Origin of the sequence: Streptomyces sp. NPDC004134 (assembly GCF_042874195.1) — a bacterium.
Classification (GTDB): Bacteria; Actinomycetota; Actinomycetes; order Streptomycetales; family Streptomycetaceae; genus Streptomyces.
The window spans coordinates 214790-238448 of sequence record NZ_JBIAMS010000003.1; the positions used below are offsets into that span (position 1 = coordinate 214790).

The 23659-nt window shown below is 70.7% G+C and carries 20 protein-coding genes and 1 pseudogene; 12 read left to right on the forward strand and 9 right to left on the reverse strand.

The genetic code is table 11. The features are described from left to right. Positions 1 to 378: 378 nt before the first annotated feature. The 3 genes from ACFYVJ_RS06155 to ACFYVJ_RS06165 all read left to right on the forward strand — a co-directional run bounded on the left by ACFYVJ_RS06155 (position 379) and on the right by ACFYVJ_RS06165 (position 3202). Entirely contained in the window at positions 379 to 915 is a 537-nt protein-coding gene (locus ACFYVJ_RS06155; protein WP_388887041.1) for a MarR family winged helix-turn-helix transcriptional regulator, read from the forward strand. Further along, entirely contained in the window at positions 912 to 1295 is a 384-nt protein-coding gene (locus ACFYVJ_RS06160) for a hypothetical protein (protein WP_388887043.1), read from the forward strand. Before ACFYVJ_RS06155 ends, ACFYVJ_RS06160 begins: the two co-directional genes overlap by 4 nt. A gap of 548 nt (positions 1296 to 1843) precedes the next feature. Further along, complete coding sequence (locus ACFYVJ_RS06165; RefSeq protein WP_388887045.1) at positions 1844 to 3202, forward strand: alkaline phosphatase PhoX; 1359 nt, start codon at positions 1844 to 1846, stop codon at positions 3200 to 3202. Positions 3203 to 3636: 434 nt separating this feature from the next. On the opposite strand, the gene ACFYVJ_RS06170 is transcribed toward ACFYVJ_RS06165, so the two are convergent. The 3 genes from ACFYVJ_RS06170 to ACFYVJ_RS06180 are packed head-to-tail and all read right to left on the reverse strand — an operon-like array spanning position 3637 to position 7472. Continuing rightward, positions 3637 to 4803, reverse strand: a complete 1167-nt coding sequence (locus ACFYVJ_RS06170; RefSeq protein ID WP_388887357.1) for a ferritin-like protein — start codon at positions 4801 to 4803, stop codon at positions 3637 to 3639. 5 nt (positions 4804 to 4808) lie between these two features. Next, positions 4809 to 6782 carry a GMC oxidoreductase gene (locus ACFYVJ_RS06175; RefSeq protein ID WP_388887047.1) on the reverse strand — a complete coding sequence of 658 codons (1974 nt, stop codon included), beginning with the start codon at positions 6780 to 6782 and terminating at the stop codon, positions 4809 to 4811. Positions 6783 to 6785: 3 nt separating this feature from the next. After that, the gene (locus ACFYVJ_RS06180; RefSeq protein WP_388887050.1) at positions 6786 to 7472 is read right to left on the reverse strand and encodes a hypothetical protein; all 687 of its coding nucleotides are present in this window, start codon (positions 7470 to 7472) and stop codon (positions 6786 to 6788) included. Positions 7473 to 8158: 686 nt separating this feature from the next. On the opposite strand from ACFYVJ_RS06180, the pseudogene ACFYVJ_RS06185 reads away from it, so the two are divergent. Both ACFYVJ_RS06185 and ACFYVJ_RS06190 read left to right on the forward strand, forming a co-directional pair. Continuing rightward, a pseudogene (locus tag ACFYVJ_RS06185) lies at positions 8159 to 8356 on the forward strand (transposase); the annotation flags it as partial. A 51-nt stretch (positions 8357 to 8407) separates the two neighbouring features. Next, positions 8408 to 8905 (forward strand): DinB family protein, encoded by a 498-nt coding sequence (locus ACFYVJ_RS06190; protein WP_388887359.1) that lies wholly within the window; start codon positions 8408 to 8410, stop codon positions 8903 to 8905. A gap of 179 nt (positions 8906 to 9084) precedes the next feature. Here ACFYVJ_RS06190 and ACFYVJ_RS06195 read toward each other — a convergent pair whose 3' ends face one another. Continuing rightward, entirely contained in the window at positions 9085 to 9660 is a 576-nt protein-coding gene (locus ACFYVJ_RS06195) for a molybdenum cofactor guanylyltransferase (RefSeq protein ID WP_388887361.1), read from the reverse strand. A gap of 227 nt (positions 9661 to 9887) precedes the next feature. Then, a complete protein-coding gene (locus ACFYVJ_RS06200) occupies positions 9888 to 10202 on the reverse strand; it encodes a hypothetical protein (protein ID WP_388887051.1) in 315 nt (104 codons plus the stop codon). Between the two features lie 835 nt (positions 10203 to 11037). Between ACFYVJ_RS06200 and ACFYVJ_RS06205 the strand changes: the two genes are divergently transcribed. Then, positions 11038 to 12723, forward strand: a complete 1686-nt coding sequence (locus tag ACFYVJ_RS06205; protein ID WP_388887052.1) for a carbohydrate-binding module family 20 domain-containing protein — start codon at positions 11038 to 11040, stop codon at positions 12721 to 12723. On the opposite strand, the gene ACFYVJ_RS06210 is transcribed toward ACFYVJ_RS06205, so the two are convergent. Beyond that, entirely contained in the window at positions 12701 to 12877 is a 177-nt protein-coding gene (locus tag ACFYVJ_RS06210) for a hypothetical protein (RefSeq protein WP_388887053.1), read from the reverse strand. The two genes, ACFYVJ_RS06205 and ACFYVJ_RS06210, sit on opposite strands and share 23 nt — an antisense overlap. 72 nt (positions 12878 to 12949) lie before the next feature. Beyond that, positions 12950 to 13585, reverse strand: coding sequence for a TetR/AcrR family transcriptional regulator (locus ACFYVJ_RS06215; protein WP_388887054.1), 636 nt, complete (start codon positions 13583 to 13585; stop codon positions 12950 to 12952). 146 nt (positions 13586 to 13731) lie between these two features. Here ACFYVJ_RS06215 and ACFYVJ_RS06220 point away from each other — a divergent pair, with 146 nt between their 5' ends. After that, complete coding sequence (locus ACFYVJ_RS06220) at positions 13732 to 14490, forward strand: SDR family NAD(P)-dependent oxidoreductase (RefSeq protein ID WP_388887056.1); 759 nt, start codon at positions 13732 to 13734, stop codon at positions 14488 to 14490. A 147-nt stretch (positions 14491 to 14637) separates the two neighbouring features. On the opposite strand, the gene ACFYVJ_RS06225 is transcribed toward ACFYVJ_RS06220, so the two are convergent. Further along, positions 14638 to 16071 carry a hypothetical protein gene (locus ACFYVJ_RS06225; protein WP_388887058.1) on the reverse strand — a complete coding sequence of 478 codons (1434 nt, stop codon included), beginning with the start codon at positions 16069 to 16071 and terminating at the stop codon, positions 14638 to 14640. A 767-nt stretch (positions 16072 to 16838) separates the two neighbouring features. Between ACFYVJ_RS06225 and ACFYVJ_RS06230 the strand changes: the two genes are divergently transcribed. After that, a complete protein-coding gene (locus tag ACFYVJ_RS06230) occupies positions 16839 to 17654 on the forward strand; it encodes an endonuclease I family protein (RefSeq protein WP_388887060.1) in 816 nt (271 codons plus the stop codon). Between the two features lie 617 nt (positions 17655 to 18271). Here the strand turns inward: ACFYVJ_RS06230 and ACFYVJ_RS06235 are convergent. Beyond that, complete coding sequence (locus ACFYVJ_RS06235; protein ID WP_388887062.1) at positions 18272 to 18847, reverse strand: TerD family protein; 576 nt, start codon at positions 18845 to 18847, stop codon at positions 18272 to 18274. 375 nt (positions 18848 to 19222) lie between these two features. Here ACFYVJ_RS06235 and tatA point away from each other — a divergent pair, with 375 nt between their 5' ends. From tatA to mgtA, 4 genes are all read left to right on the forward strand, one after another. Next, a complete protein-coding gene (tatA, locus tag ACFYVJ_RS06240; protein ID WP_388887064.1) occupies positions 19223 to 19447 on the forward strand; it encodes a Sec-independent protein translocase subunit TatA in 225 nt (74 codons plus the stop codon). Between the two features lie 63 nt (positions 19448 to 19510). After that, a complete protein-coding gene (tatC, locus tag ACFYVJ_RS06245) occupies positions 19511 to 20461 on the forward strand; it encodes a twin-arginine translocase subunit TatC (RefSeq protein WP_388887363.1) in 951 nt (316 codons plus the stop codon). A 153-nt stretch (positions 20462 to 20614) separates the two neighbouring features. Further along, a complete protein-coding gene (locus ACFYVJ_RS06250; RefSeq protein WP_388887066.1) occupies positions 20615 to 20959 on the forward strand; it encodes an ArsR/SmtB family transcription factor in 345 nt (114 codons plus the stop codon). 79 nt (positions 20960 to 21038) lie between these two features. Next, entirely contained in the window at positions 21039 to 23597 is a 2559-nt protein-coding gene (gene mgtA, locus ACFYVJ_RS06255; protein WP_388887068.1) for a magnesium-translocating P-type ATPase, read from the forward strand. Positions 23598 to 23659 lie beyond the last annotated feature (62 nt).

The window sequence follows — 23659 nt, forward strand, 5'->3', positions numbered from 1 at the left end:
AGGACACTTCGCCGCCCTCGTGGCGGACTTGCCGGGCGGCGCAGCCACGGCACCCACTCCCTTCTCGTCACCCCCGACTTCACCGCCACCGCGCGTGGCGTGCCGGGTGCGGACCCTCTCCTGGCTCCCTACCAGTCGGTCGTCGTCGACAGCGATCCCGGCCGGAGCACCTGTAGGTCCACTGCGAGCTGCCCCGCGACGGCGAGTTGACCTGTATCCCGCTCATGCAGGGCACCGGCGCCGAGGCCCCCGGTGCCCTCGACGCAGTCGGACCGGTTGCGGTCGCGCGTCAGGTGCCGCTCCGAACTTCCGGCCCGGTGTCCAGCGCCGAGCGCAGATACTAAACATGCTTACAGTAAACATGGATATAATCTCTCCATGCCTGCACCGACCGACCGGCCATCGCCCTCCACGGGGTTCCTGGTCTGGCACCTGAATCTCCGCTGGCGGACGGCGATCGACCGGGCCCTCGTACCACTGGGACTGACGTCGTCGCAGTACGGCGTCCTGGCCTCGCTCTACGCGTTCTCGGCCGGTGGAGCCCGTCCGCGGCAGCGGGAACTGGCCGAGTTCATCGGGCTGGAGCCGATGCACGTCTCCAAGTTGACGCGGGCCCTGGAGCGGGCGGGGCTAGTGGAGCGCACCGGCTATCCAGGCGACACCCGGGCGGTGCAGCTCACCGTGACCGAACGCGGCGCCGAGGTGGTCACGGCCGCCCGGGCAGCGGTCCTCAGGGTCGAGGAACAGCGGTTGGCTCCCCTCGGTGGGCGTCACAGCGAGCAGAGCGGGGCGCTCACCGAAATGCTGCTGACACTGCTGCGCCACGCCGAGACCCTCGACAGCGACACGACGACCAGCGAACCGGAGCAACCCATCTCGTCCACACAGGCAGTACAGGACAAGGAGGTCTCATGAATTTGCGAGACAGACGAACCGCCGGTCGCAGCCTGACGGTCGCTGCTCTTCTCGTCGCCGCCGCCGGCTTCGCAGTCCAGATGGCGGCCGGAGTGACGGACACCCCGACGATCCCGCCCGGCCTTGTCGCCATCCTGGCGGCAGCCGCGCTGGTCGCGTTCCTGCCCGGCCGCGGCGCGCCGGTCGCCGGCCCGATCGCGGGGGTCTTCAACCTGGTTGCCTTCGCCGTGGTCAGCGCGGCGGACAGGCTCTACGAGCCGAGCCCGGCAAGCGCCTTTGTCGGCGCCTGGTTCATGGTCGTGGCGCTGGTCGTCGCCACCGTCGCCGGCTCGGTCGCCACCGTGCGGAACTACCGGCCGCGGCCGGCGGCCGGTCACTGAAGGCACCTCCCCTGTAAACCCGCGTGCTGGTGTGCCCCTCGTCTGCCCTTTGATGCCCCAGGTGGTACCGGCTCTCCGCTCTGGATCTCCCCAGCGGTCCGGCCCTTCACCTAGCGGCGAGGCGCGCTCGCGCCGGGCCGCGGCGGTGGAGGGCACGCGCGGAACGGGCGGATACGCCCGGGTACGGGCCCCGGGCCGAGCCCTCGACGCCGACGAGATGAAGGAAGAGGGGCACAGGGTTCCCGGCGTTATTGTGGGAGTTCGCCCGGCACCAGCGGTTCAGCGCATGCGGGTGTCGGTTCGAAAAGGCGCGAAGGTGCGGATCGCGTGCCGCCGATGCTGCTCGACCTGAGGTGGGTGCTGTCGCCGTCGCTGGCCTGGATGAGCAGGCCGGCGTCCGCGACCGCGCGACGTGGCACTCCCGGCGGCTGCCGCCCGGTGGCCGGCCGGGGTTCTTCCAACGATCACTTCCTGTTGGGAGTCGGGGCAAGGGTTCGTTCCTAGGCTGACCGGCGCCCCCCGGTCCGCTGCATCGAGAGGACTTCCCCATGACAGGCACGTCCCCTGAAACACCCGCGGGTCCCGGTTTCGAACGACGCGCCCTCCTGCGCGGAGCGGCGGTGGCCGCCGCCGCTTCCGTCCCCTTCCAGGCCCTCGCCGCGCGCACTGCGGCAGCCGCGCCGGTCAAGTTCGAATTCGGCGCGGGGTACGGTCCGTTGCGCCCGGTGAAGGACCAGGCGACCGGCCTGGAGCTGCTGGAGCTGCCGCGCGGGTTCGAGTACATCTCCTTCGGCTGGACCAACGACGTCATGGACGACGGCGTGCGCACCCCGAGCGCGCACGACGGCATGGCGGCCTTCCGCTACGGCGACAAGGTGCATCTCGTCCGCAACCACGAGCGCGGTGCCGGGCCCGCCTTCACCGCCCCTGCCTACAACTCGGAGGCCGGTGGCGGAACCACCACCCTGGTCTTCGATCCGGACGCCGGCCAGTGGCTGGAGTCCTACGGCAGCCTGGGCGGCACCATCCGCAACTGCGCCGGCGGGCCCACCCCGTGGAAGACCTGGCTGACCTGCGAGGAGACCTTCTCCACGACGGCCGGCAAGCGCCACGGCTACATCTTCGAGGTGGCCTCGGAGGGCAAGGGCAACCCCGAGCCCTACAAGTCCATGGGCCGGTTCAACCACGAGGCGATCGCCGTCGACCCGGCGACCGGCTATGTGTACGAGACGGAGGACCGCGGCGACGCATCCCTGTACCGCTTCGTCCCGGCCGTGCGTGGCGACCTGTCCAAGGGCGGCCGACTGGAGGCTCTGCGTATCGGCAGCGCGTCGTACGACACCCGCCTCGACGGGGAGAAGGCGTACGGGACCGTTTCCTGGGTGCCCGTCGAGGACGTCGACCCGGCGACGGACACGGTGCGGCTCCAGGCACAGGCGAACGGCGCAGCCGTGTTCAGCCGCCTGGAGGGTGCCTGGTACGGCAACGACCGCGTCTACGTGATCACGACCGACGGCGGTCCCTCCCGCCAGGGCCAGGTCTTCGAACTCGACCCGGCTACGGACGAGTTCCGGGTTCTCTTCGCCTCGCCCGGCGCCGAGGTCCTCAACGCACCGGACAACATGTGCGTCAGCCCGCGCGGCGGCCTGGTGCTCTGCGAGGACGGTGGCGGTACCGAGTACGTCCACGGACTGACCACCGACGGCGAGATCTTCCGCTTCGCCGCCAACAACGTGGACCTGCGCGGCGGCACCGCGGGCAAGGACGTCACCGCTGCCGACCACCGGGGCTCGGAGTGGGCGGGCTCGGTGTTCGAACCGAAGAACGGCAACTGGCTGTTCGTGAACATCCAGACTCCGGGCATCACGTTCGCGATCACCGGACCCTGGCGCCAGGGCGCCCTCTGAGCGGTTCGGCCTGACACCGCCGACGCGACGAGGCCGCCCTGCCCCAGTCAAGCGTCACCGGATAGGGAGTGTCGGTGGCCTTGCCGCGTTACCGCAACGCCGGGAGCCATCGCCGACTCCGGTGATGGCTCCCGTACCCCGGTGGCCGGGGTACGGGATGGAGGCGCGTCGTCTTTCGCTACGGGTCCGGTGCGGGCGGACGGAATTGCGCCGGTATCGGTGCTCACACCGGTGTTCGGCTAGGCCGGAGCCGCCCAGCCGAGTCCCATCCGGCCTGGTCGGCGCCGACATCGAAGCCTGTCCGGGACAGTCAGGCCAGCTCCGCCCGGTGGAGTTCTCTCACCGCCCCCTGGTGCTTCGGCAGGCTCTGGACTCTTGCGGGGGCGAGGAGGTGGGCCACGCCGAAGTCGGTGGAGGTGCCGTAGTGGTGGTGTTCATGAGTGCTGTTCTTCCTTCTGCGCGCCGGCCGGCCGCGTGGCTGGCTGGGCAGGGATCTCCGGGGGAGTGGCGAGCAGTTCGGTGACGTGCTCCCTCGCCCGCCGGAGCCGGGAGTCGTCCAGTTCGAAGGTGGGGCTGGCGTGCAGACCCGGCTTGTCGTCCGTGTCGGGGTGCGGATTCCTGTAGATCCGCTGGGCGAGGTCGCGCAGCTCCAGCATCAGCGGCACCGCCTTCTCCATCTCGCGTGGCTTCCCGTCGAAGACCCTCTCGAAGAGCACGAGCAGCCGGGCGTAGGTGTCGTTGAAGTCCTCGACCGCCCGGTGGATCTCCGGGTACGGGGCGAAGTGCGCCGTCTTCGCCTCCGGATCGATCGGGTACGCGTTCTTCCAGGTGACATCGATCAGCGGGCCGCTCGGCTGCGTACGCGGCAGGTCGTGGGGTCCGTAGCTGCGGCCCGTGAGGATTTCGTTGAAGCGGAAGTAGTGGGCCACCTGCCGCTGCTCGCCGAAGATCTTGTCATCGCTGTCCCAGATCGTGTCCTGGGCTCCCTCGCCCTGCTCGCCGATCACCTCGATGGCCAGCAGGGCGCTCTTGAGGTCGGTGATGCGGAAGGTCTCGCCGCCGGAGTTGTAGAAGTCCTCGGGGCCCACCTGCTCCGCGGGGTCGCCGGTGAAGATGGTCTGCCCCGTACTCCGGGCGGCCTCCTCCAGGGCCTCGATGCCGCGTCTGATCGCCTCGTAGAACTGTCCGATCGAGGTCCAGCCGGTCTCGTCCGGCTCCGACGGCACGAAGGAGTGGGGGCGTTCGATGAGCAGGAACGTCTCCAGCGCGTCCGGCGAGAAGTGCTGGAGCGCGATGGGCGGGAGGCTGGGGTCGCCGAAGGGCAGCCGGGCCGGGTATCCGCGGGTGAGCCTGCCCATGTCCGGGGTGCCGCCGACCGCGTTCAGCAGGTTGCCTGCGAGCGTCATGTGCAGCATCTCCTCCAGGAGGACGCTGCGGATGACCTCGCACGCGTAGGCGTTGGTGCCCGGCACGATCGAGTACAGGCCCGACATGTAGACGGGGATCGTCAGGTGCTCGATCTCCACCGCGGCCTGGAGGTATGTCTTCAGCTCGGGCAGGTCCCTCGGCGGCCGGTACTCCTTGGCCGCCAGGTCGTACATCGTGGTCACTGCGCCACCTCCGGGGTGCGGGCTGTACGCGGGCCGGCGACGGTGACCGGCTGGTGCAGCTCGGCCAGGTCGCGGTGGATGCGCTCGGCGCTGCGCAGGGCCAGCGCCGCCATGGTGAGCGTCGGGTTGCTGGTGCCGATCGACGGCATCGAGCCGCATCCGACGGCGAACAGGTTGGGGTGGTCGTGGGTGCGCTGGTAGGTGTCGACGACGGATGTGGCCTGCTCTGCACCCATGACGTGCGTACCGGCCCCGTGTCCCGCGCCGTGGTACACGAGGTCCAGCTCCTCCAGTACGCCGTCGGGGGAGTGGCGGTAGTGCCCCAGCGGATAACTGCCGTCGGCCTGCGCGCCGTACGAGCTGTGGTCGGTCGCCCCCAGCAGCTTGAAGATCTCCAGTGCGGCGAGCCGCCCGGCGTACATCCCGTCCCGGACGTGCTTGGCCAGGTCGTAGTGGATGATCGGGCGCGGGTTGCCCATGGCGTCGCGGTGGCGGCTCGGATCGATGGTGACCCGGTTGGCGGGGTCGGCGTGCTGCTCGACGGGGATCTGGAGCTGCACCTGCCGGTTGAGGTGCGAGCCCAGCGCGCTGCGCAGCGCAGGGCCGTAGCGCCCGTCAGGAGTCACCTCTCCGCCGGCGTCCCCGCCGAGGCCGAGCATCCCGCTCACGCTGCTCATCGGGGCTCCCGTGGCCCAGCCCCAGCCCCAGTTGCCGATCTCGACCCGGAAGGGCGCCCGCTGCTTGCGGCCCTCCGCGGTGCGGAAGCACTCCAGCCCCGAGGTGTGACCCGGACCCCGGTACGGGCCGATCGGCATCTCCGGCGGCATCTCGGCCCAGGCCAGCAGTGTGGGGTGGTCCATGAGGTGCTTGCCCACGTTGCCGCTGCTGTTGGCCATGTGCGAGGCGAGCAGCAGGACCGCGTTCTCGATCGCGTGCGCGGCCAGCACCACGACATCGGCCTCGGCGCGGTACGCCCGGCTCGCGGGCGTCGCCGGATCGCCGTACTCACGGAACTCCACACCCCGCACGGTGTTCCCCCGTCCCGGCAGCACGCGGCTGACGACGCAGCGCGTGGCGATCTGCACCGTGCCGGTGAAGTCCTGCTGGAGTCGGAGCGGCGAGGACTTCGCCTGTACGGGGCAGACGGGCACGCAGCTCGCGTTGCCCACGCAGCGCTCGCCGAAGTTGGGCACACCGACCGCACCGCGCGGCTTGTAGGTGCTGCCGTCGCCGGTCGGGTAGTCGGCGTTGGGCGTGCTGTTGCGGGCTTGCGGCAGCCCGTACACCTGGAGCTGGTACTCCCGGTTCCCGGCAACCTTGTCGACGACCGTCCTGCTGTCGAGCTTCTTGTGGAAGACCTTGTCCTGGTAGCTCGGAGGGATCTGCTCCATCGGATACTCGTGGTCCACGGGCACGGTGCCGAGCCGGTGCTGCTCACGGCTTTCGCCCGCCGTGCCGAGCAGGTGCTCGGCGTCGCGCAGGTGCTGCTCCAGGTCGGCCGCGCCCAGCGGCCAGTCCAGGCCGTAGTGGTACGCCGTCCGCGTCGTGAAGTCCTCCGGGAACATCCTGGGGACGGCGCCCAGCCAGTGCATGCCGGCGCCGCCGAGGGCGCGCAGGTAGTCGGTGCCGTAGGGCAGTGGTCCGGTCTGGAGGAAGTGGCCGGTGGCGCGGTAGCCCTCGGGGTTCTCGGGGCCGCCGGGGCTCAGTTCCAGGACGTCGGGGGACGGGGCCGCGTGATTGGGCCGGTACGCGGAGTTGGGCACCTTGGCGACGGCGGACGAGAAGGTGCGTACGGAGTCCTGGTAGTCCACCCAGTTGTCGGTGCCGCCGTTGCCTGCCTCCAGCACCAGCACGCGCCAGTTCTTCCTGCCCAGGTGGCGGGCGACGAGGCTGCCCGCCCAGCCGCTGCCCACGACGATCGCGTCGTAGTGGCGGCCGTCGACGGCGGCGCCGGTCGTGTGGACGCTCATCGGTCACTCACCTGCTTCCGGGGAGGTCTCCCGTACGGGAAGGGACGAGGCGGGCGGTACGGCGGACGGGGAGACGGCCCGGGAGGCGCGCGGCCCGGGCAGCAGATGGGCCGGCGTACCCCCACCGCCCTCTCCGGCCGAGCCGTAGGAGCCGGCGTCGTACGTCACGGCGCCGCCGGGGCCCGCGTCCTCCGCGGCGATCCGGGCGGCCAGTTCCGCCTCGGTGGGGAGCTTGGGCGGTTCATCCCCCCAGGTTCCGAAGCCCGGGGGTTTCGCGCCCGCCGGGTGGCCGCCGAAGGCGCGCCACACCAACCCCTCGGGATAGCTTTCCGGCGAGGCCACGAACTCCTGGTTCGGCCGTTCCCGGCGCAGCTCCGCGTGGACGGCGGGCGCGATGCGCGGGAACGCCCCGGTGTACCAGAGGTAGATCAGCGCGCGTGCCAACTCCCGCTCCAGCGCGGGGAGCCGAGCCGGACCCACGCCGCTCTTGTGGGCCTGCTCCCAGGCGGCGAGGAACGCATCGAGGCTACGGTGACCGATCTCCCGGCGTGCGGTGTCGAAGTAGAGCTGCGCCATGCCGGTGCTGCGCAACTCGTACGCGGTGAACCCGGTGAGCGGCACGCACAGCCGCACGAAGCGGTCGAGGGGGGCGGGGCCGGCGTTCTGCACGGCGGCGTCGTGATCAGTCATGCGGACCCTTACCCGAGGGGACAGTGAGAGCAGGTGATCGGCCGGCCGCAGAGGGCCACGGCGGTCGGTCTTGACGGGGACGGTGGACCACCTCGCCGCGGCGGTGGGCGAGGAAGCCGAAGGAGTCGGGAGTCGGGGATCGGCCCGTACCGAGGGGGGAAGGACGGGAGTGCACCGCGCGGAGGTGCGTCGAGGTCGTACACCGTCGAACCGCCGGCGGCGCCTGGTCCGGGGCCGGATGGTGGGTCGTCGGCCGTCCCCGGAGGGCCTCCGAGGGTTCTGTCATGTGGGGGGTCTCCTTCCGCACCGGGCAGTGCGCCGCCGCCGAATGCCAGGTGTCTGCCACACGCACGACTCGCAGCAAACACACGAACCGGGAAGCGAGCGAGGGGAAGTGGGCCCGCGCCGCACCCGATACCCCGGGCGGCGCGGCGAGGGAAACGGTTCTCCGACGACGGCGCAACGTCCCGTTCGAAAACGGGAGTTCATCACTGAGGGGGAGAGTTCGGATGATTGAACGCGCACGGTTGCGCTACGGGCCGTCTCCCTGGCGGCCGCCAGGCCGTCATCCCCCGCGGACAACTGCACTTCGCCCCTGGAACCGTCGCTCAGCTCCTTGTGTGAGCCACTCCAAGTCGCGGGGAATCGACCGGCTGTTCATCGCCTGCGAGACGCTCGCGTTGTCACGTACCCGTCGCAAGCCCCGGCGACTGTACGCCGACCGAGGCCACGACTCCGCCAAGTACCGCCGCCTGCTGCGGAAGCGCGGCATCAACCCGCTGATCGCCCGAAGCGGCGTCGCCCACGGTTCCGGACTGGGGAAGGTGCGTTGGGTGGTAGAGCGCGCGTCCGCGTGGCTGCACCAGTTCAGGCGACCTCGCATGCTGAAACGATCAGTGAGTCGGGGGTCAGCAGGGCCGGATACGCTCCGGCCCATGGCTGACACTGAACTGACCACGCTGCTCGGCGTACTGAATGGCAAGCGCGCGCATGTCCTGAGCATCCTGGAGGGACTGGACGAGGAGGCGCTGCGGCGCCCGGTGCTACCGTCTGGCTGGACGTGCCTTGGACTGGTTCACCATCTTGCCCTGGACGATGAGAAGTTCTGGTTCCGCGCGGTCGCGGCGGGGGAGGAACGGGCGATCGAGGAGATCCTCGGGTCCGGGGAGAACGCGTGGCAGCCTGCTCCGGAGAAGACGGCCGAGGAGGTCTTCGCCCTCTATCGCCGGGAATGCGAGCTCGCGGACGCCTTCCTGGCCGGCGCCGACCTGGACGCGGCCCCGGCCTGGTGGCCGGAGTTCTTCGGCGACTGGCGACATGACAACCTGCGCGAGGTCACCCTGCACGTGATCACCGAGACCGCCACCCACGCCGGCCACCTGGACGCAGTGCGCGAACTCATCGACGGCAGGCAACGCTTGGTCGTCACCTGACGGGCGAGCCGTTCCGGTCTGCCGACCGAGATCGTGGAGCGCGAGGTCCAGAGCTCAGACTTGTTCTGAATCGATCAGTTGGTCCGCCTCGGGGCGTGATCGGCATGATCCGCTTCTGGAACCGGAGCCCGTCCACTCGCCCGAGTCGTAGGCTCCATCGCCCGCGGCCCGGTGGCCGGTCAACCGGCTTTCGACTTCAGGCAGGCCCGGGCAAGGGCCACCGCTTCCCACGTGTCGCAGTCGAATGACACGCCGGCGACATCAGGCACGTACCGCAGGGCGAGGGAACGAGTCAGTACACGGATGGGCAGCCCCGCCAACGATCTGTGCTCGGCGAGGGTGAGCGCAATTATCCGTCGCAGAGCTACGGTCCGATATGCGGCGAACAACGGATTGTCCCGGCCCTGTGTCTCCAGCATGACCGCGCCCTCGATCGCAGAACCCGCCGCCTGACGCAGTAACTCAGCGACTGCTTCCGGCCGCACGAACGGAAGATCCGCCGCCAGGACGACCACGAACGGCGCGCGTACCCAGCGCACTCCCGCGGCCAGTGCCGCGAGCGGCCCAGCATGCGGAGGCCGCTCGCGCACGTGGTGTACCTGGTGAACGGTGGCCCGGTGTGGGCCCACCACGATCGTCTTCCCGGCCCCCGTGCATGCCTCGATCGACCGATCGAGCAACGACATGCCGCCGACGGACACCATCGGCTTGTCCGCTCCGCCTAATCGCCGGGCGCGCCCTCCCGCCAGCACCACCGCGTCGTAGTACTCGCCCGTGTCACCTCCCGGCCCCTTTTCGTTGCCGTGGGGAACGCCTCGTCGACCGGACGTCACCACTCATACTTGCCCCGCTCAGCGTTGCCTCTGTCAACGCAGGGCCTGATTGTCGTTCGGGCTGGTTCCACCGCCCCGAAGTACCTGCTCCGGCCCGGCCCGGGAGGGTGACTTCGAGGAAACCGGTGCCGGTCGTGCCGGCCGCCCGCTCAGCGGCCGTTGCCCCGGCCGCGGCGGAAGAGCAGGAAGACGAGCGCCAGCACCGCACCACCGACGACGCTCGCCGTCGGCACCGGGCGCCTCTTGCCCGTACGGGCCGCGCGCTCGGCCACATGACCCGCACGCCCCGCGGCGTGGCGCACCCGGTCCGGCGTCTTGTCGTCGACGACCCGCCTGACGTCCGCGGCCCGCTCCCGGGCCCGGTGTTTCACGCCTGTCCTGGCAACCAACTTCTCGGCGCCGTGGCCCAGTCGGCCGCGAACCGTCTCCACCTGCTCGCGCAACTTGCCCTGCGTGCTTGCCATGATGAATCGTCCTCTCCCTGATTCGTCGAAACGCTCGCTCGTCGGCAGTTCCCTCGATGCCGGGAAGCCGCCCCCGTAAGGTCACCGGGACCCGGGTCGTGCCGCAGGAGCGGCACCTCGGCCCCCGGCACCGCTTCTTCCCCGCCGCCGCTGTGCGGCACGGGCCCGGCTATGCACAACTCAGGCCGCGCGGCGCGGATCTCGTGCGGTACCGCGGCGCGGACGAGGGCGGCTCCCTTGTCGGTGGGCTGGTCCGATGACATGAGTGCCGCCTGCTCGTCCGTCACGGAGGGCCGGGTACCACGCCTCGGCGGGCGTGAACCCCCGTGGCCGTGCGCCGGTTGCGGAAATGGAAGGTGGCCGGCGTGTGGCAGCGGCTGCATGAAGCACTGCCCGCCCTCGTCTGCAATTTCTTGCGGTACGCCGTGCATCTGCCGGCTCGCTGCGCTCAGAGGAGCAGGCGGCAGGGGAAGCGCTGAGAGGCATTCCCCCAGGCGGCGGTCGCCTCCTGCTCATCGGTGCCGAGCCGCCAGCGCACTTGCAGGCCGGACCGCCCCTTCCCGCCGGCGTCCGGCACGGCGTCACTCCTGTACGGGAAGGCGGTCGGGTAGATCGTGGGCAGTGCGCGTGCCCGAGCCCTTGACCGGGTTCGGAGGCGGCTCTACGTTCCTCTGTGCAATCCCTTGCAGAAAGTCTGCAAGGGCGTGCCCCGGGCTGTCGGGCATGGCGCGTTGCCTTCGCGGCCTCAACCCGTCCATTCCCAGGAGGAGTCTTGTTCGCTCGTCGCCAACGCAGACACGGAACTCCAGGCTGGAAGAGGTCCATCGGCGCGTTCATGGCCGGCCTGATCGCCGTCTCCGGCAGCGTCCTCTCGATGACCGTCACGACCCCCGCGGCCCAGGCGGCACCGCCCGGGTCGAAGGATGTCACCGCGGTGATGTTCAACTGGAGATTCGACTCCATCGCCCGCGAATGCACCCAGCGCCTGGGCCCGGCCGGATACGGCTACGTCCAGGTCTCCCCACCCCAGGAGCAGATCCAGGGCGGCCAGTGGTGGACCGCCTACCAGCCCGTCAGCTACCGCATCGAGAGCCGCCTCGGCAATCGCGACCAGTTCCGCAACATGGTCGGCACCTGCCGTAACGCGGGAGTCGGCGTCGTGGTGGACGCGGTGATCAACCACATGTCCGCCGGCTCCGGCACCGGCACCGCGGGCTCGAACTACACCAAGTACGACTACCCCGACGCGCCCTACAGCGACGGGGACTTCAACAACTGCCGCCGGCCGATCGGCGACAACTACGGCGACCGCGGCAACGTGCAGAACTGCGAGCTGGTGGGCCTGGCCGACCTCAACACCGGCAAGGACTACGTCCGGGGACGTATCGCGGGCTACCTCAACGACCTGCTCTCACTGGGCGTGGCGGGCTTCCGCGTCGACGCGGTCAAGCACATCCCGGCCGGCGACCTCGCCAACATCAAATCCCGGCTCACCAACCCGAACGTCTACTGGAAGCAGGAGGCGATCTTCGGCGCCGGCGAGCCGATCCTGCCGGACGAGTACCGGGGCACCGGCGACGTCCAGGAGTTCCGCTACGGCCGTGATCTCAAGCGGGTCTTCGAGAACGAGAACCTCGCCTATCTGAAGAACTTCGGCGAGGGCTGGGGGTACATGCCCTCGGGCGGAAGCGCCGTCTTCGTCGACAACCACGACACCGAGCGCAACGGCTCCACCCTCAGCTACAAGAGCGGCGCCAACTACACCCTGGCCAACGTCTTCATGCTGGCCTGGCCCTACGGGTCTCCCGACGTCCACTCCGGCTACGAGTTCGGCAACAACGACGCCGGCCCGCCCAACAACGGTGCGGTCAACGCGTGCTACCAGGACGGCTGGAAGTGCCAGCACGCCTGGCCCGAGATCGAGTCCATGGTCGGCTTCCGCAACGCCGCCCGCGGCCAGGCGGTCACCAACTGGTGGGACAACGGGGGAGACGCGATCGCCTTCGGCCGCGGCAGCCAGGGCTACTTGGCCATCAACCACGAGTCCGGTTCCCTCAGCCGCACCTTCCAGACCTCCCTGGCCGCCGGCATCTACTGCGACGTCCAGAGCGACCGTGCCGTGACCGTCGACGGCTCCGGTCAGTTCACCGCCACCCTGGGCGCCAACACGGCGCTGGCCCTGCACACCGGCGCACGGGACTGCGGCGGCGGCGACCCCGACCCGGTCGGCGGCGCCTCCTTCAACGTCACCGCCACCACCCAGCCCGGCGAGAACATCTACGTCGCCGGCAGCATCCCGCAGCTCGGCGACTGGAACCCCGCCCAGGCGGTCAGGCTCAGCAGTGGCAGCTACCCGGTCTGGAAGCACCAGCTCGCCCTGCCGGCCGGTACGACGTTCCAGTACAAGTACATCCGCCGCTGGGATGGCCAGACCGGCGTGACCTGGGAATCCGGCTCCAACCGCCAGGCCACCGTGCCCACCGGCGGCTCCCTCACGCTCAACGACACCTGGCGCAACTGACACCCGCAGCCCCCGGCCGGCCGGTGCCCTCCTCCCCGAGGGCACCGGCCAAGATCCCCGGGTCTTCCTCGAAGGCGACCGGGTCCTCGATCCCGGCCTCGTACAGGACGAAGTTCTGCCGGGCGGTGGGCTGCTGGTCGGCTTCATCGGACACGTCGCTCGCCTGTCGTCAAACGATGGCGAGCTCAAGCGGTCAGCGCGTCGGTGTCGAAGGTCGGGCTTCGGGTCAGGCCGGTGGTTCGGGGGTGTATCTGGCGAGCATGGTCTGGACGGCCTCTTCGACGGCGTGGTGGATGTCGGAGGCTGTGGGGTTCCAGCCGGTCAGCAGCATGCGGGGCCACAGGGCGTAGTTGGCGATCATGCCGAGGAACTGGTTCGCGGCGCTCTCGGCGTCGGGCACGTCGGCGTTGCCTGCCTCGTGCTCGGATTCCAGGTAGTGCTGGACGGAGGCGAAGTAGGGCAGTTTGCCGAGTTGGAACTGCATCCGTCCCAGTTCGGGGAAACGGGGCAGTTCGGCGATGACGATGCGGAACAGGCTCGTCATGCGGGGCTGGCCGATCAGGTCGGCGTAGCGGTGGCCGATGGCTGTCAGTCCGGCGCGCAGGTTTCCCGTCTGTGGCCGCGTGGCGGTATCGCCGGCGTCGCGCTGCCAGGACTCGGTGACGATGGCCTCGAAGAGGGCCGCCTTGGTGGGGAACTGCTTGAACAGGGTGGACTTCGAGACTCCGGCCGCTTCGGCGATCCGCGCCAGGGAGGTGCCGTCGTAGCCACGGTCCAAGAACAGTTCCGTGGCCGCGGAGGTGATCGCCTCGCGCTTCTGCTGGGCGAGCCTGCGGTGATGCGCGGAGAGTTCTGCTGCCATGCGGAGAGTATGCCGCAGCCGCGAGGCGAGTCACTTGACTCGCCTCGGGTGATCCGCTTACGGTGCACCGCAAGGCGAGTCGAGTGACTCGCATCTGAACCGTGACACCTGGGCGCTTCCTGGTCGTCGCACGGCGAAGGGACTACATGACGAGCGACAAGATCGCTTTGGTGACCGGTGCGAATCGCGGCCTCGGGCGCAGCGCGGCCATCGCCCTGGCCACACGCGGGGTGCGGGTCGTGGTCACCCACCGCGGCGATGCGGCCGGGGCCGAGGAGACGGCGGAACTGGTGCGGTCGGTGGGCGGGACTGCCGCTGTTCTCCGGCTCGACATCAGCGACGTCCCCTCCTTCGCGTCCTTCACCTCCGAGCTGGGCGCGCAACTGGAGCGCTGGGGTACTTCGCGCCTCGACATCCTGGTCAACAACGCGGGAGTGGGGGTCTTCGGGCCGCTGGAGACTGTCACGGTCGACGACTTCGACACGGTGATGGGCACCAACGTCCGGGGCACGTTCTTCCTCATCCAGTCACTCGTGCCGCTGCTGGCCCAGGGCGGCCAGGTCATCAACGTCTCGACGTCACTGACCCGCCACACCAGCCCCGCCACCTCGGCCTACTCCGCCTCGAAGGCCGCCGTCGAAGCTCTGGGCCGCACCCTCGCCGCAGAACTAGGACCCCGCGGCATCCGCGTCAACTCCATCGCCCCCGGGCCGACCGCCACCGACTTCAACGGCGGAGCGATGCGGGACGACGCGGGGATGCGCGAGGTTCTGGCCGGACAGACCGCGCTCGGGCGCGTCGGCGAACCTGAGGAGATCGGCGACGCCATCGCCACGCTGGCCTCAGAGGGACTGCGCTGGGTCACCGCCCAGCGCATCGAGGTCTCCGGCGGCGCCCTCCTGTGACACGAGTTCCTCGCCGAGCGGGAGGGGCGCCGCTTCGGGATCACCGAGCATCACGAAGTGGTGAGTTCACCGGTCCGACGGTGGAGTGACCCGAGTCCGCGCCTGTACGCCACGGTGCTTGTCGGCGCCCTGCCCGCGCCCGCTTGATCAAGCGTTCCCGGCCCTGCCGAGCCTCCGGACGGCCGGGCCGACGTACGCGTAGACATGCCGGTGGACGTGGATCAGCCGCCAGCCGCGGGCGAAGGACGGCGGCGGCGTCGTCGTACGGGTCGTCAGCATCGCCACCGGGATCCGGCCCGCCTCACGTGCCAGCGCCGCCGCAGTGGTGTTGCCGTTGTGGCCGTCGGTGTCGGCCGACGAGCAGGCGGCGCTGAAGGCGATCGGGATGTGCGGCGCGATCGCCTCGTCACCGGTGAGCACGCACGGCGGCCGGACTCCCGCACGGTTCAGTGCGGCGGCGGTCCTGGCCCAGTCACGGTGGCCTTCGGTGGCGCGATCGACGGTTTGGTGCAGCACGGAAGACTGCACCACCAGATGCCCGGCCAGAATGACAGCGGCCAGCGTCACCGCAGAGACCCGCCAGGCGCCGCTCGGGATGGCCCGTACCAGGGAGACGAGGCCGTAGGCGACCGGAATCGCGAGCAGAGCGTACGCCGGCAGCAGGAACCGGGGAGCGGCATAGCCGATCAGGAACAGGTACGGGAACGCGGCCGCCGCCGCGCAGGCAAGCGGCAACGCGGTCGCCCCGACGGCGCGTCGGGCCCGGACCGCCAGGGCGAGCCCGACCGCGGCCAGCATGGAAAAGACGAACCACCAGGCGAACATGACCGGATTCGGGATCGCACCCGTGCACGGCCGGCACAGGGTGCGGCCGCTCTGACTGCGCATCTGGTCGTCGACGGCGAAGTTCCAGCTCAGCCCGCCCTGGATGAGCGAGGCGTCGTGGAGCCGCTGGCCCAGGCCGCCGTAACCGGTGTACGCCTCGATCACCCATGCGGCCGCACCGGCCGCGAGCCCCGCAGCGAGGGCGAGCGACAGCCAGAGGTACCGCCATCGGCGGACGACGGCACTCGCCAGGAGCAGCGGCAGGCCCACCCACGCCGCGTCCATCGGCCTCATCAACGCCATCAGCGCCGCGGCCGCCGCGAGCCCCCACACCGCAGCGCGCCGGGTCCGGTCCGCCTGGGCGCGCAGGAAACAGCCGACACCGGCCAGCGCCCCGATCGCCACCCAGTAGTTGGGCATCGCCTGCGGGCCGTAGTAGAGCGTCACCCACAGCGAGGCGAAGAGGGCGCCGCCCAGTGCGAGCACCTTCGGCGAGAGCAGACCGCGCCAGGCGCGCAGGGCCAGCCAGAGCCCGATGCCGGACAGGACGGCGAGGTAGACCCGCAGCAGCGGAGTCGACGGCGACCAGGCCGCGATCGGCGCCACCAGCAGCGAGACGCCGCGAGCGCGCGGGGCGCTGAAGAACGCCGCCGGGGCGTGCCCGCTGATCTGGCTGACGTACACCGTCTCGTCCCAGCCGAGCCCCATCCCCGGGCGTACGAGGGCCAACTGTGCCAGCGCGAACGTCACCGCCACCGTCGCCGGAAGGACACTGCCGCTCAGCGCCGGTCCTCGGGGGATCAGAGTTGCGCGGATAGTGCTCGGCGGTACGGCAGTCATCCAGCTATCCCCTACAGGATGTAGGCCCATTTCAGGGCCTTATGGGATGTGGGTCAGGTGACGGGTGAGAGCGAACAAAACGGGACAAAACAGTTCAATCTGCTCGGGAGTGTAGCGCGGAGGTGAGCGGGGTCCTGCCAGGCGACGGGCCGATCCTTCGGCTTTCGTCCCTCGCCCCCGCGCAAGCGGCTGCCCGGCGGCTGGCTGGGCGGCGACCGCTTCCGGGCGCGCCTCTCGCTGGATGTCCTGGCGACCCCCTGTACGGCGGGGGAGGCAGATCTGGGAACGAGTGCCTGGACACGGGTACCGGAGAGCGGCCGGTGCGGCTGGGCGGACACGCGGGCGACGCGGCCGGCTCGGGCCTCGGTCCCACCGGCACCGGGCAGCGATCCGCCGGCGCCCGGGTGTAGCGCCTGGCGGCCCGGCCGAGCGAGGAGGTCGGCGACGCGCTCGGCGAACAGGCCGTCCTCGTTCCCGGGACCGGCACCTTCGACGTCGTCGCCCGCGCGGCCCGCCGCGCGAACACGGGAAATCGGGTCTACGCGCGGCCACCTGCGGGGTACGTACTTGAAGCCAACTGCGCGTGCTGTCACGCTCGTTGGTGGTCCGGCACCCGGCCGGCCCACGCGCCACCCCCCACACCCGGCACCGGCAGGTGCCAACTCCCGGAGAGAGGTCCTTCCGTGGACACTTCCCGAATATCGCGCGCCGCGCTGACCTCCGCCGTGGCTCTGGCCGCGGCGGCCACCGGTACGCTGCCCTCCGTCGCGGCAACGCCCGCCGACCCCGCAACGTCCTCCGCCGCCGCGTACGACGACACGTACTACAAGGACGCGCTCGGCAAGGAGGGCGCCGAGCTCAAGAGTGCCCTGCACACGATCATCAGCGACCAGACCAAGATCTCGTACGACCAGGTCTGGGACGCACTCATGGAGACGGACGAGGACCCGGAGAACCCGGACAACGTCATCCTCCTCTACAGCGGTTACTCGCAGAGCAAGGACTCCAACGGCGGCAACGCCGACGACTGGAACCGCGAGCACGTCTGGGCCAAGAGCCACGGCGACTTCGGCACCTCGACGGGTCCGGGCACCGATGTGCACCACCTGCGCCCCACGGACGTGACGGTCAACAGCACCCGCGGGAACAAGGACTTCGACCACGGCGGCAGCCCGGTCGACCAGGCTCCGGGGAGCTTCAGCGACGACGACTCCTTCGAGCCCCGCGACGAGGTCAAGGGCGACGTCGCCCGCATGATCCTCTACATGGCCGTTCGCTACGACGGCGACGACGGCTTCGCCGACCTCGAGCCCAACGAACAGGTCAACAACGGATCGTCGCCTGCCATCGGCAAGCTCTCGGTCCTCAAGGAGTGGAACGACGAGGACCCGCCGAGCGATTTCGAAAGGAACCGCAACCAGGTGATCTTCGACCAGATCCAGCACAACCGGAACCCGTTCATCGACCACCCGGAGTGGGTCGACTCGATCTGGCCGTAACGATTCGCCAAGCCGTGACCGTGCGGTAGCTGACCCGGCGGCAGGTACGGTCGCCGGGTCAGCGGGCGCGGCTTCAGGCATTCAATAAGGGCGGATCACCAGGTATAGCCGGGATTGATCTCGCGGAACGACCCGGTTCGGGTGCTGGTTCCTTGGACAGCTTGCCGTTGAGGTACTCGTAGTTGAGGTAACCGGCCCCCGCGCAGCCGACGATCAGTCCCGACACTCCGCCCGCGACCCACCGCAGCACGCGGCGCCCGCGCCGCCGTGGCGTTCCGCCGGGCCCGCGGATCGGCTCCTCCGGGTCACCGGAGGGGCCGGTTGCCCCGGCACCGCGCTGCGACGGCACCGCGTCCGGGGAGAGGCCGTGGTCCGAGCCGGGGGCGTCGGTGGGATACGGGTGCCGGTGAGCGCCGTGCCCGCGGGCTGTGCCGCGACTCAATGCTGCCTCCTGGTCCGTCGGGTGGATCGCGGGTGCGGTGATGCGCCGGCGGGCGCCTGATGGATGCGACGTGCGATCCGGGTGACGGGGTCCGGGTGCCGGTTCCGGGGGCCGGTGCCGCCCTTCCGGCGGCGCCCCGGGCTGCCGGGGCCGCCGCCGTGGACTTCCCGTGGCGTCAGATGTTGACGCCGAAGTCCTGGGCGATACCGGCCAGCCCGGAGGCGTAGCCCTGGCCCACCGCGCGGAACTTCCACTCCGCGCCGTGCCGGTAGAGCTCACCGAAGACCATGGCGGTCTCGGTGGAGGCGTCCTCGCTGAGGTCGTACCGCGCCAGCTCGGCGCCGTCCGCCCGGTTGACCACGCGGATGAAGGCGTTGCGGACCTGGCCGAAGTTCTGCTGGCGGGTGTCGGCGTCATGGATGGACACGGGGAAGACGATCTTGGCCACTTCCGCAGGCACGGTGGCGAGATCGATGTTGATCGACTCGTCGTCGCCTTCGCCCTCGCCGGTGAGGTTGTCCCCGGTGTGCTGAACGGAGCCGTCGGGGCTCGTCAGGTTGTTGTAGAAGACGAAGTGCCGGTCGGAGACGACCTTGCCGGCGTCGTTGCACAGCATGGCGCTGGCGTCCAGGTCGTACTCGGCTCCCGTGGTCGTGCGTACATCCCAGCCGAGGCCGACGGTCACCGCCGTCAGGCCCGGCGCCTCCTTCGAGAGCGAGACGTTGCCACCTTTGGAGAGGCTGACCCCCATGTGATTCCTCCACTGAGATTCGAAAGGCTGTCGTACTCACCGGATCAACGCCGGCGGCCCGACCAGAGTTCCTTAGTTGCGCAAGTAGCAAAGCTACACACCACGGGAAGGTGCCGCGGACCCCCCGGCCCCACGGCCACCCCGCGGCCGGAGGCCGATGGCCCCGGCGAGGGAGGTGGCAGAGCTGCCATGCCGGCACCGTCTGATCCCTCGTCCCCTGATCAGGGCAGCGGAGTCGGAGCGGAACGGCTGTTCCATGCGGTACGGGGGTGACGTCAGCCAACATGTTAAAGTTGCGCAATATTTGAAATGTTGGCTTCGGGGCCAGTCGGCGAGGCGGTTCCGGGGCCACCGCCAGGCACGAAGGTGAGAGTGATGTTCGGACGGCTCGGACCCGCGGAGGTCATCCTTGTTCTGGTCGTCGTCATCCTGTTGTTCGGCGCGAAGAAGCTTCCGGACATGGCCCGCTCGCTCGGCAAGTCGGCCCGCATCCTCAAGAGCGAGGCCAAGGCGATGAAGAGCGAGGCCCGGACGGACGAGGCCCCCGCCGCGAACCCGCCGCAGCAGAGCGCGGTCGGGGACGACCGCGGCGCACGATGAGGACGCGGGTTGCCAGTCGTCGCCCGGCGTAAAGAGCGCGCGGAGAAACACCCCGAGGGGCGGATGGCCCTCGCGGACCACCTCCGCGAACTGCGCGACCGGCTGATCAAGGCGACCGGGGCCATCCTGGTCGTCACGATCGCCGCGCTCTTCGTCTACCAGCACATCGTGGACTTCCTGATGGACCCGGTGCTGAGGTCCGTGGGCTGCCCGGACGGGCTGCAGGCGTCGGATGTCGGCGAGCGGAAGGGCTGCGCCGACTTCACGGTCAACGGGCTGCTGTCCCCGTTCACCATCATGCTCAAGGTCTCCTTCATGACCGGCCTGGTGCTGGCGACGCCGGTCTGGCTGTACCAGTTGTGGGCCTTCCTCGCCCCCGGCCTGCACAAGCACGAGAAGAAGTACTCGCTCGGCTTCGTCGCCGCAGGCGTGCCGCTCTTCGCCGGCGGGGCCTACTTCGCGTACCGGATCCTGCCCACGACCGCCGAGGTGCTGCTGGACTTCACCCCGGAGAACGCGAAGAACCTGCTGCCCCTGCCCGAGTTCATCGACCTGCTGACCCGCATGGTCATCGTCTTCGGGCTCTCCTTCGAGCTGCCGCTGTTGCTGGTGATGCTCAACCTCGCCGGCGCCGTCACCGGCGGCCGGATGCTCGGCTGGTGGCGCTGGATGATCATGGGCATCACCACCTTCGGTGCCGTCGCCACCCCCAGCACCGACCCCGTCGGCATGTTCGCCCTGGCCGGCCCGGTCATCGTGCTCTACTTCGCGGCCACCGGGTTCGCGCTGCTCAACGACCGCCGCCGGGCCCGCGCGGCCGCCCGGGGCCCGGCGGACGACGAGGCGTCGGAGCTCGATCTCACGCCCGCGGCCGTGAGCGCCCCCGAGGACGTCACCGGGGCCGAGACCGTCTCCGCGGTGCTCCCCGAGCAGGCCACCGGCGAACCGGGAGAGGCGGGCCGGGCGCCGAACGACGGCGCACCGCGGCGAAACGATGACGACGACACCGCCTGAGCCCGTACGGCACCGAAGACCCGATTCGGGCGGTGCGGCCGCGACCGGCGGGTTCCGTACCGGTACGGGCCGCCCGCCGGGCGCGGTGGGCGGGTCCGGGACGTACCTAGACTGAGCGCTCGACGCGGGGCGGCGGAACGTCAGGAGAGAGCGGTGGCCAGGAGTATCGGTGATGGAGACCCGTCGGCGGAGGTACTCGCCGAGGCGGCCGGGACCTGCGGCCTGCTTGCCTCGCCGGCCCGGCTGCACATCCTGTGGGCACTCGCGCACGGCGAGAGCGACGTGACCGGGCTGGCCGAGCGGGTGGGCGGAGCGCTGCCGTCGGTGAGCCAGCACCTGACGAAGCTGAAGCTGGCGGGATTGGTGCGCTCCCGGCGGGAGGGGCGGCGAGTGGTGTACGTGATCGACGACCCCGACGTGGTGAGCATGGTGCACTGGCTGGTCGGCCCCAGGACCGAGGGCGGACGCGGGGGACGGATGCGTGACCTGGGCGCCTGAGGCCGCCGCACGCCGGGGTACGGCGGAGCCCCGTCCTCCGGGCGCCGCGACCGAGGCGGCTGGTCACACCAGGCTGCAGATGCTGCGCCTGCTGGACTCCTCCCCCCGCGGGCTGGTGGAGAAGGAGGCCGAGGAGCGGCTGACGCGGTGGGGGGAGAACACGCTTCCCGAGCCGGCCGCACTCCCGTGGCTGCGGCGCTTCGGACGCGGGCTGCGGGATCCCTTCACGGCGGTGCTCCTGTGCCTCGCCCTCGTCTCGGCGGCGGTGGCGTCCTGGGGAATCGCCTCCGTGATCCTCTTCCTGGTAGGGGTCAGTTGCGGGCTGCGCGCGACCAGCGAGTACCGGGCCGACGTCTCCGCCGCGGCGCTCTGCGACCGGCTGCCCGCCACCGCGACGGTGCAGCGGCGCCCCGGCCCGGACGCCGCACCGCGGGTCCGGGAGATTCCGTCCTGGGAGCTGGTTCCGGGTGACGTGGTGCGGCTGGGCCCGGGCGACGTGGTGCCGGCGGACATCCGGCTGCTGCGCGCCGCGCGGTTCCACGTGCACCAGGCCGCGCTGACCGGCGAGTCCGCGCCGGTGGCCAAGTATCCCGTCGACGCGCCACCGGCACACGAGAAGACGACCTTGCCGGCCCGCGCCCACCTGGTGTTCCAGGGCAGCAGCGTCGTCTCCGGCAGTGGCGTCGGCCTGGTGGTGGCCACCGGAGCCGACACCCAGTACGCCGGCCACGGGCCGCAGCGGGACGGCGCGATATGGCGGCGGACCGCGTTCGACCGCTCGGTGCACCGGATCGCCTGGATACTCATCCGCTTCATGCTGCTGACGCCCCCGCTGGTGCTCCTGGTCAACGCCCTGCTGCGCGACCGGGGCCTGGAGACGCTGCCCTTCGCGGTGGCGGTCGCGGTCAGCCTGACACCGGAGATGCTCCCGGTGATCGTCACCACCGCGCTGGCCCGGGGCGCCACCAGCCTGGCCCGCGACCGGAACGTGATCGTCAGACGGCTGTCCGCACTCCACGACCTGGGCGCCATGGACGTCCTGTGCACCGACAAGACCGGAACCCTCACCCAGGACCGCCCGGTCGTCGCCGCCTACCTGGACGCCGGGGGCCACCCCGCTGCGCAGGTGCTCCACTGGGGCGCCGTGAACAGCCTATGGACGCTGCAACTGGCGGACCCGCCTGCACCTGATCCGCTGGACGACGCGGTACTCGAAGCCGCGGAGGGCATGCAGACCGCGCTGCTGGGGTACGAGGGGGTGGCCGCCCTGCCGTTCGAGCCCGAACGCCGTATCGCCACCGCCGTCGTCGGCGACCCGGGCCGGCCGGGCACGCACATCGTCGTCGTCAAGGGCGCCGTCGGTGCCGTCCTCGACCGGTGCACCCGCGTCCTCCGACCGGACGGGGAGGAGCCACTCGACGCCCCCGCCCGGGACCGGCTGGCCGCTCTCGCCGACCAGCAGGCCGGCCAGGGACTGCGGCTGCTGGCCGTGGCCCGCGCCGAGCGCCCCGCCCGCCTCGGCACGTACGCGCACCCCGACGAACACGGCCTGACCTTCCTCGGCCTGCTCGCCTTCCACGACCAGGCGACGCAGACGGCCGGCCCGGCCCTGGCCGAACTCGGCGAGCGGGGCGTCACCGTGAAGGTCCTCACCGGCGACCACGCGGCCACCGCCGCGCGCGCCTGCCGCGACCTCGGACTCGCCCCCGGAGCGGTCGTCGACGCCGACCGCATCGACGGCCTCTCCGACGGCGAGCTCGCCGAACTCGCAACCGCCGCCACCGTCTTCGCCCGCTGCACGCCCGCCCACAAGGCCCGCATCGTGCGCGCGCTCGGCGACGCCGGACATGTCACCGGCTACCTCGGCGACGGCCTCAACGACCTGCCGGCGCTGCGCGCCGCCGACGTCGCGCTGGCCCCGCAGGGCGCGGTGGACGTCACCCGGCAGTCCGCCGACGTGGTGCTCGCGGCCAAGGACCTGACCGCCATCGGGCACGCGATCACCACCGGCCGGTACAGCAGCAGCAACATCACCACCTATCTGCGCATCACCCTCTCCTCCAACCTGGGCAACGTGGTCGCGATGCTCACCGCCGCGCTGCTGCTGCCGTTCCTGCCGATGCTCCCGGCACAGGTTCTCGCACAGAACCTGTGCTTCGACGCCGCGCAGCTCTCCCTCGCCTTCGACCGCCCCTCCCCAGCCGCACTGCGCCACCCCCGGGCGCTCCATCCGCGGGACTTCCTGCGCTTCGTGACCGGCTTCGGGGCGCTGAACGCCGTCGCCGACCTGGCCACCTTCGCCGTACTGGTGTGGGCGGTACGTCAGACGGACAGCGAGCAGCAGGCGGCGTTCCACACCGGCTGGTTCACCGAGAACCTCCTCACCCAGGCACTGGTGATGCTCATGCTGCGTACGGCCTGCGCACCCCCTGAAGGCCGCGCCCCCCTGCCGCTACGGCTGGCCGCCGCCGCACTCGCCGCCATCGGCCTGGCCCTCCCGCTCTCCCCGCTGGGCTCCGCCCTGGGCATGAGTGCGCTACCGCCGGCCTACTACCTGATCCTCGCCGCCGTCCTCGCGCTCTACGCGGCAGCCCTGGCCCTCGCCCGCAACCGCTACCGGCTGCGTGCGACCGGATGACCCGCGCCGGCGGCGGCTGCCGACGTGGATGGGGGCAGGAAGTCCCACCGGCAGCCGGGCCG